A 5902-nucleotide genomic window follows, 5' to 3' on the forward strand; every position below is an offset into this window, starting at 1 on the left:
ATCGATCGCCGATCCGGTATTGTATCTAGAAGGGCTATTCGGACAGACGCTCGCCGCACAATTTGGACTGCGACTGCTAGAACCGCCACTCGATTGGCTGCCGAATCTACCCGCAGAATTTCGCAAGCGACGGGTATCGCTATCGACACTGGGAGCTTGTCGGGGGATGGTGGAGCCTGCATTTATCAAACCGCCGAATGATAAGAGCTTCCCGGCGCGGGTGTATACTGGTGCCCAGCTACCGATCGAATACGATCGCGATACGCCTGTCTTGGTGGCTGAAGTGGTGGCGTGGGAGCAAGAATTTCGGTGCTTTATACTCGATCGACAGATCCGTACAATTTCGATATATTTAAGGAATGGAGAACTGCAACGCCAACGAGATTTTGCAGCCTCTGACGCAGAACTAGCAGAGGTAAAGTCCTTTGTCGATCTACTCCTAGCAGATCGTAGGATCGATCTGCCCCGCACGGCGGTATTAGATGTGGGTGTAATTCACGATCGCGGTTGGGCTGTGGTAGAACAAAATGACGCCTGGGGATCGGGAATCTACGGGTGCGATCCCGTTCGGGTATTAGAGGTGCTGCGATCTGCTGCTATACCAGTCTAAAAATATCGATATCTAAATAAGTATCGTTCGCCAAATATTATGTTTCCAGTTATCTATTCAAGCGAGTTTTTACTACATCAGACTGGGGCATTTCATCCCGAAAAACCCGCCCGATTGACTGCAATTAAATCGGCATTAGAACGGGCAAAATGGGCAAACCAAATCGATTGGAAACAGCCGACATCGATCCAAACACGATCGCCATTAAGTTGGATCGAGAAAATTCATCCTACTGGCTATATTCAACTAGTAGAGGAGCTTGGCATCGAAGGTGGATCGATCGATCCGGATACGCCTGTCTCGGCGAAAACCTATGAGGTGGCTCTCCTGGCTGTAAATGCGTGGCTGGATGGGGTTGAGAGCGCGCTGACGACAGGCGAACCTGCCTTCGTATTGGCGCGTCCGCCGGGGCATCATGCCGAGCCAGCGCGGGGGATGGGATTTTGTATTTTTAGTAATGCGGCGATCGCGGCGACATACGCGCTGGCAAATGGTGCCGAGCGGGTGGCAATTCTCGATTGGGATGTCCATCATGGCAATGGTACCCAGGCAGTAGTAGCCCAAAATCCGCAGCTTGCTTACTGTTCGTTACATGAGTTTCCCCACTATCCAGGTACTGGTAAGGCGACGGAGCGGGGCGGGTACGAAAATCTCTTGAATTTACCGATGCCAGCGGGCAGTACGATCGCGGATTATCAGCCGTTATTTGAAACCAAAGTGGTGCCTTTTTTGCAGGCATTCGATCCGGATCTATTAATCGTGAGTGCGGGATACGATGCCCATCATGACGATCCGTTGGCGAATATCGCGCTCTATGCCGAAGATTTTGGTGTCTTCACAGATTATTGTTTGCAAGTAACGCGCAAGATCGTGTTTGGGTTGGAAGGTGGGTACGATTTTGATGCTTTGGGGACGTCAGTGGTAGCGACGATCGATCGGTGTTTGAAGAGTGCTTGAGGGCGTTGCAAGAGCGATCCGGCTGGCTTCGGATCGCCCGCCAACAACCTCAAACCCCAAGCCTAGAGAGAATCGATCGCCATAATGGCATCAACGGCGGCTTCGAGGGCGATCGAAACATGCGTCCAATGCGTGCCACCCTGACAGAAAACAGTATAAGGTTCGCGCAGGGGGCCATCGGCAGAAAATTCGGACGTACTGCCGTCAATGAACGTCCCGCCAGCCATAATTAACTCGCTTTCGTAACCGTGGAGATTGCCAGGAACGGGATCGACGTAGGCATCGATGGGCGAATTTTGTTGGATCGATCGACAAAATGCGATCGATTTGGCCTTGGAACCGAGTTTAATTGCCTGAATTACATCGCGACGCGGTGCCATCGGTAACGGGTTGACTGGATAGCCCAACTTATCGAATACGTAGGCAGTTAAATGATTGCCCTTCATCGCTTCGCCCACCATTTGCGGCGCGAGAAATAAGCCTTGAAATAACAGCCGATTTTGATCGTAGGTAGCCCCACCAGAGGAACCGATGCCTGGTGCTGTGAGCCGACATGCCGCCATTTCGACCAGATCCGCTTTCCCCGCCACGTAGCCGCCACCTGTGGCAATCGTACCACCCGGATTTTTGATGAGCGATCCGGCAATCAGATCGGCACCGACAGCAGGCGGTTCGCGATCTTCGATAAATTCACCATAGCAATTATCGACAAAGCAAATCGTATTTGGATTTTGACGTTTGACGATTTCGATAATCCGTTCGATCTCGGCAATCGATAAAGACGATCGCCAAGCATAGCCGCAGGAACGCTGAATCAGCACCAGACGGGTCTTGTTTTCGATCGCATGACTCAAAGTATCCCAATCGATCCCCCCGTCGCTTGTGAGGGCTAATTCGCGGTAGCTGATGCCAAATTCCTTCAGCGATCCCTGCCCCGTACCTCTAGTACCGATGACTTCCTCTAACGTATCGTAAGGCGCACCCACCACCGAGAGCATTTCATCCCCCGGACGCAACACGCCAAATAACGCACAAGCGATCGCATGAGTGCCAGAGACAAATTGCACCCGTACCGCTGCGGCTTCGGCTCCCATAATTTCGGCAAAAACTTTATCTAAAGTTTCGCGCCCCAAATCGTCGTGTCCGTAGCCGCTGACACTGCAAAAATGCCGAACACCCACTCGGTGTCGCGCATAAATTTCTAAAACTCGACGGATATTCCCCTTGACTTGACCGTCAATACCATTAAAAATCAGTGATAGTGCCTTTTCTGCCGCTGGAATGAGTAATTTGCCGTTCATGATTTGAGGGATTAAATTATTTGCCGCTTGGATCTGCTTGCAGATCGGGCACGATCGTAAAACTCTTCATAGGTTATCTCAATGACTGTTGCCGCATCAACAAAACTTCGTCTCGATTGGACGATGATTATCGCGCTCGTAATTTTTCACATCGGAGCGATTTGCGCCTTTTTGCCAGGACTATTTAGTTGGAACGCTGTGGGGGTAGCAATACTGCTGCACTGGATTACAGGTGGGTTGGGGATCACGTTAGGATGGCACCGTCTTCTCTCTCACCGCAGTTTTCAGGTTCCCAAATGGTTGGAATACTTTTTTGCTTTTTGCGGCACACTAGCATTACAAGGTGGGATTCTATGGTGGGTAGGTTTGCATCGTCACCATCATTTACACTCGGATCAGGATGTCGATCATCACGATTCCAAAAAAGGCTTTTTGTGGAGTCATGTGCGGTGGATGTGTTTTGAGGTACCAGCAGAAAGTGATATTCCCCGTTTTACTAAAGATATTGCAGACGATCGGTTTTATCAGTTTTTGAATGAATACTTTTTCCCTTTGCAAGTCGTTCTCGGCGTAGTATTATATGCGATCGGCGGTTGGCCGTTTGTATTCTGGGGTGTATTTGCCCGCCTGGTAATCGTTTATCATTGCACTTGGCTGGTCAATAGCGCGACTCACAAGTTTGGCTATCGCAACTTTGAAACAACCGATAATTCTACCAATTGCTGGTGGGTAGCCATCACCACATACGGCGAAGGCTGGCACAACAACCACCATGCGTACCAATATTCCGCACGTCACGGCATGAAATGGTGGGAAATCGATATTACTTGGATGACGATTCAGTTGCTGCAATTCCTCGGTTTAGCTACCAAAGTGAAATTGGTAGAAGCTGGCACTGCGAAGGAGTAATTAGCAATATCGATGGAGGGAGTCGCTGGCAATCTGCACCGAGCGATCTCCAGACCTCGATCTTCTCTTGCAAATCGCCTGCGATATGCTAATATGGTTAAGCGGTAAATTGATTCCGCTTAGATTGCGGTTTAACTTCCCGCCACTCGCTTAGATTTAAAGTTGTAATTAGTGACTCGATCGATCTAATGCGATCGATATTTCTGACGATCGTAGACTCCCAGCGTCGGCTTCTAAAATAGCGATCGCAGAATGCCAAAAAATCTACCAATTCGATCGAAACAAGCAGTAGTTGGATCGTTCTCTTTGCCAACGCCATTACCATAACTGAAAATCAAATCGCTTGTCAGCAACCCACAGATGAATCTGGGGGAAAATTCATAACTTACAATCCACCATCCAAATGACCGATCGATCGAATTATACATCTACAGACATTCAAGCAATCTTCAATCGGATTGCACCAGTATACGATCGATTGAATAACGATCTGAGCTTGGGTATACATTGGGTATGGAAACAAATGACCGTATCTTGGAGCGCGGCTAAAGCTGGCGATACTTGTCTGGATCTTTGTTGTGGGAGTGGCGATATTACCCAACTTTTAGCCAAACGAGTGGGCAAAACAGGTATAGTTATCGGAGCTGATTTCGCTCCCGCACAACTGACAATTGCCGCCGAACGGATTGCGAGTGTTTACCCACCATTAGAGCAGATTCAGTGGGTAGAAGCAGATGCCCTCAATTTGCCATTTGCCGATAATTATTTCGATGCTGCGACGATGGGTTATGGCTTGCGAAATGTTACGGATATTCCGAGGAGTTTAGCCGAACTATATCGAGTTTTGAAACCCGATGCAAAGGTCGCAATTCTCGACTTTCATCGTCCTAGTAATGGTTTAGTCCGTCGCTTCCAGCAATGGTATCTCGATGAGATTGTCGTGCCCAAAGCCGATCGATTGGGTATGATTGAAGAATACGCATATTTAAATCCCAGTCTCGATCGATTCCCAATTGGTTCGGAACAGGTAAAATTAGGATTGGCGGCAGGATTTAGTCGGGCAACTCATTATCCGATCGCGAGTGGGATGATGGGTGTATTAGTATTGACTAAATAACCGAAGTTATTAGAGAGCCGACGACTGGAAGTCGTGGCTGGTGTTGCGAAGTCCGCTGTCTTGTCTTGACGCACACAAACGGGAGGTTCCCTCCCGTTCGATGCGTCGCTGTCGCGCTAAACCCTCGGCAAAGCCGAGGAGCGCGCGCCGCCTACGCGGACTGATACCAAATCTGCTTAAATCCTTCTTTTTCGATCGACTTTGCCCTCACCCCGCCTTCGCCTCCGGCTCTGGCTCCCCTCTCCCAATTTTGGGAGCGACTTGCGCTCGTCGGGTTTCCCGACGGTTTAGTAAGTCAAGACAGAGGGGCTGGGGGTGAGGGCAAAGTCGATCGGTTTTACCAACCGGATTTGGTATCATTTATCGATAAATTTTACATACGCTCGATCGCATCGAGATGTCTCTACATCTGTAACTGGCACATAGCCATTCGACTCATATAACTTGACTGCTGCGGCTAAAACACTCGCTGTTTCGATTCGGATTTCTCGATAACCACGATCGAATATCGTCCGTTCTAATTTGCCTAACAAATACTTGCCTAAGCCCTGTCCTCTGACTTTGGAATGTAAGTACATTTTTCTAATTTCTACCGCCTTCTCGCTCGGATTTTCTAGCTCAGAAGATTTAGTAATACAGGGATAATAAGCACTCGTCCCAATAATAATGCCGTTGTCCTCAATCACCCAAAATTCCCCACCGCGCTCGAGATAATATTTCTCTACATCTATGACATCTCGATCTGCACCATCTGGCTCCCAACCCAATCCATATTCAGCCAACGCATTTTTAATAACTTCAGCCGCCGCAATCCGATCGTCCGGTTGCCAGTCTCTAATGATGTACTTTTGATATCGATCGATCATGAATAGATAGGCGGGGAGTTGGGAGTTGGGAGTTGGGAGAAATATTTGTTTGCAGATTTTCTAAGTGTCAATTATCAATTATCAATTATCAATTATCAATTATCAATTATCAATTATCAATTATCAATTATCAATTATCAAT

Annotated in this window: 8 protein-coding genes; 4 read left to right on the forward strand and 4 right to left on the reverse strand. The window is 48.4% G+C overall.

Translation table 11 applies throughout. The features are described 5' to 3' along the window. A partial coding sequence (locus tag C7B77_RS21915; protein ID WP_106309862.1) for an ATP-grasp domain-containing protein occupies window positions 1–610 on the forward strand: 610 nt, incomplete at its 5' end. 39 nt (window positions 611–649) lie between these two features. Further along, on the forward strand, window positions 650–1567 hold the full coding sequence (locus C7B77_RS21920; protein WP_106309865.1) for a histone deacetylase family protein: 918 nt from the start codon (window positions 650–652) through the stop codon (window positions 1565–1567). Between the two features lie 62 nt (window positions 1568–1629). Here C7B77_RS21920 and C7B77_RS21925 read toward each other — a convergent pair whose 3' ends face one another. After that, window positions 1630–2868, reverse strand: a complete 1239-nt coding sequence (locus C7B77_RS21925; protein WP_106309868.1) for a methionine gamma-lyase family protein — start codon at window positions 2866–2868, stop codon at window positions 1630–1632. Window positions 2869–2949: 81 nt separating this feature from the next. Here C7B77_RS21925 and C7B77_RS21930 point away from each other — a divergent pair, with 81 nt between their 5' ends. Next, window positions 2950–3777: an acyl-CoA desaturase gene (locus C7B77_RS21930; protein ID WP_106309871.1), complete on the forward strand. Its 828-nt coding sequence runs from the start codon at window positions 2950–2952 to the stop codon at window positions 3775–3777. Window positions 3778–3874: 97 nt separating this feature from the next. Here C7B77_RS21930 and C7B77_RS29375 read toward each other — a convergent pair whose 3' ends face one another. Next, window positions 3875–4102, reverse strand: coding sequence for a hypothetical protein (locus C7B77_RS29375; RefSeq protein WP_219892240.1), 228 nt, complete (start codon window positions 4100–4102; stop codon window positions 3875–3877). 78 nt (window positions 4103–4180) lie between these two features. Here C7B77_RS29375 and ubiE point away from each other — a divergent pair, with 78 nt between their 5' ends. Next, entirely contained in the window at window positions 4181–4894 is a 714-nt protein-coding gene (gene ubiE, locus C7B77_RS21940; RefSeq protein WP_106309877.1) for a bifunctional demethylmenaquinone methyltransferase/2-methoxy-6-polyprenyl-1,4-benzoquinol methylase UbiE, read from the forward strand. A 207-nt stretch (window positions 4895–5101) separates the two neighbouring features. On the opposite strand, the gene C7B77_RS30295 is transcribed toward ubiE, so the two are convergent. Both C7B77_RS30295 and C7B77_RS21945 read right to left on the reverse strand, forming a co-directional pair. Further along, window positions 5102–5254 (reverse strand): hypothetical protein, encoded by a 153-nt coding sequence (locus tag C7B77_RS30295; protein ID WP_181243962.1) that lies wholly within the window; start codon window positions 5252–5254, stop codon window positions 5102–5104. Further along, a complete protein-coding gene (locus C7B77_RS21945) occupies window positions 5251–5760 on the reverse strand; it encodes a GNAT family N-acetyltransferase (protein ID WP_106309880.1) in 510 nt (169 codons plus the stop codon). Before C7B77_RS21945 ends, C7B77_RS30295 begins: the two co-directional genes overlap by 4 nt. Between the last annotated feature and the right edge of the window lie 142 nt (window positions 5761–5902).

It is taken from the genome of Chamaesiphon polymorphus CCALA 037 (genome assembly GCF_003003845.1).
In the GTDB taxonomy this organism is placed as follows: Bacteria; Cyanobacteriota; Cyanobacteriia; order Cyanobacteriales; family Chamaesiphonaceae; genus Chamaesiphon; species Chamaesiphon polymorphus.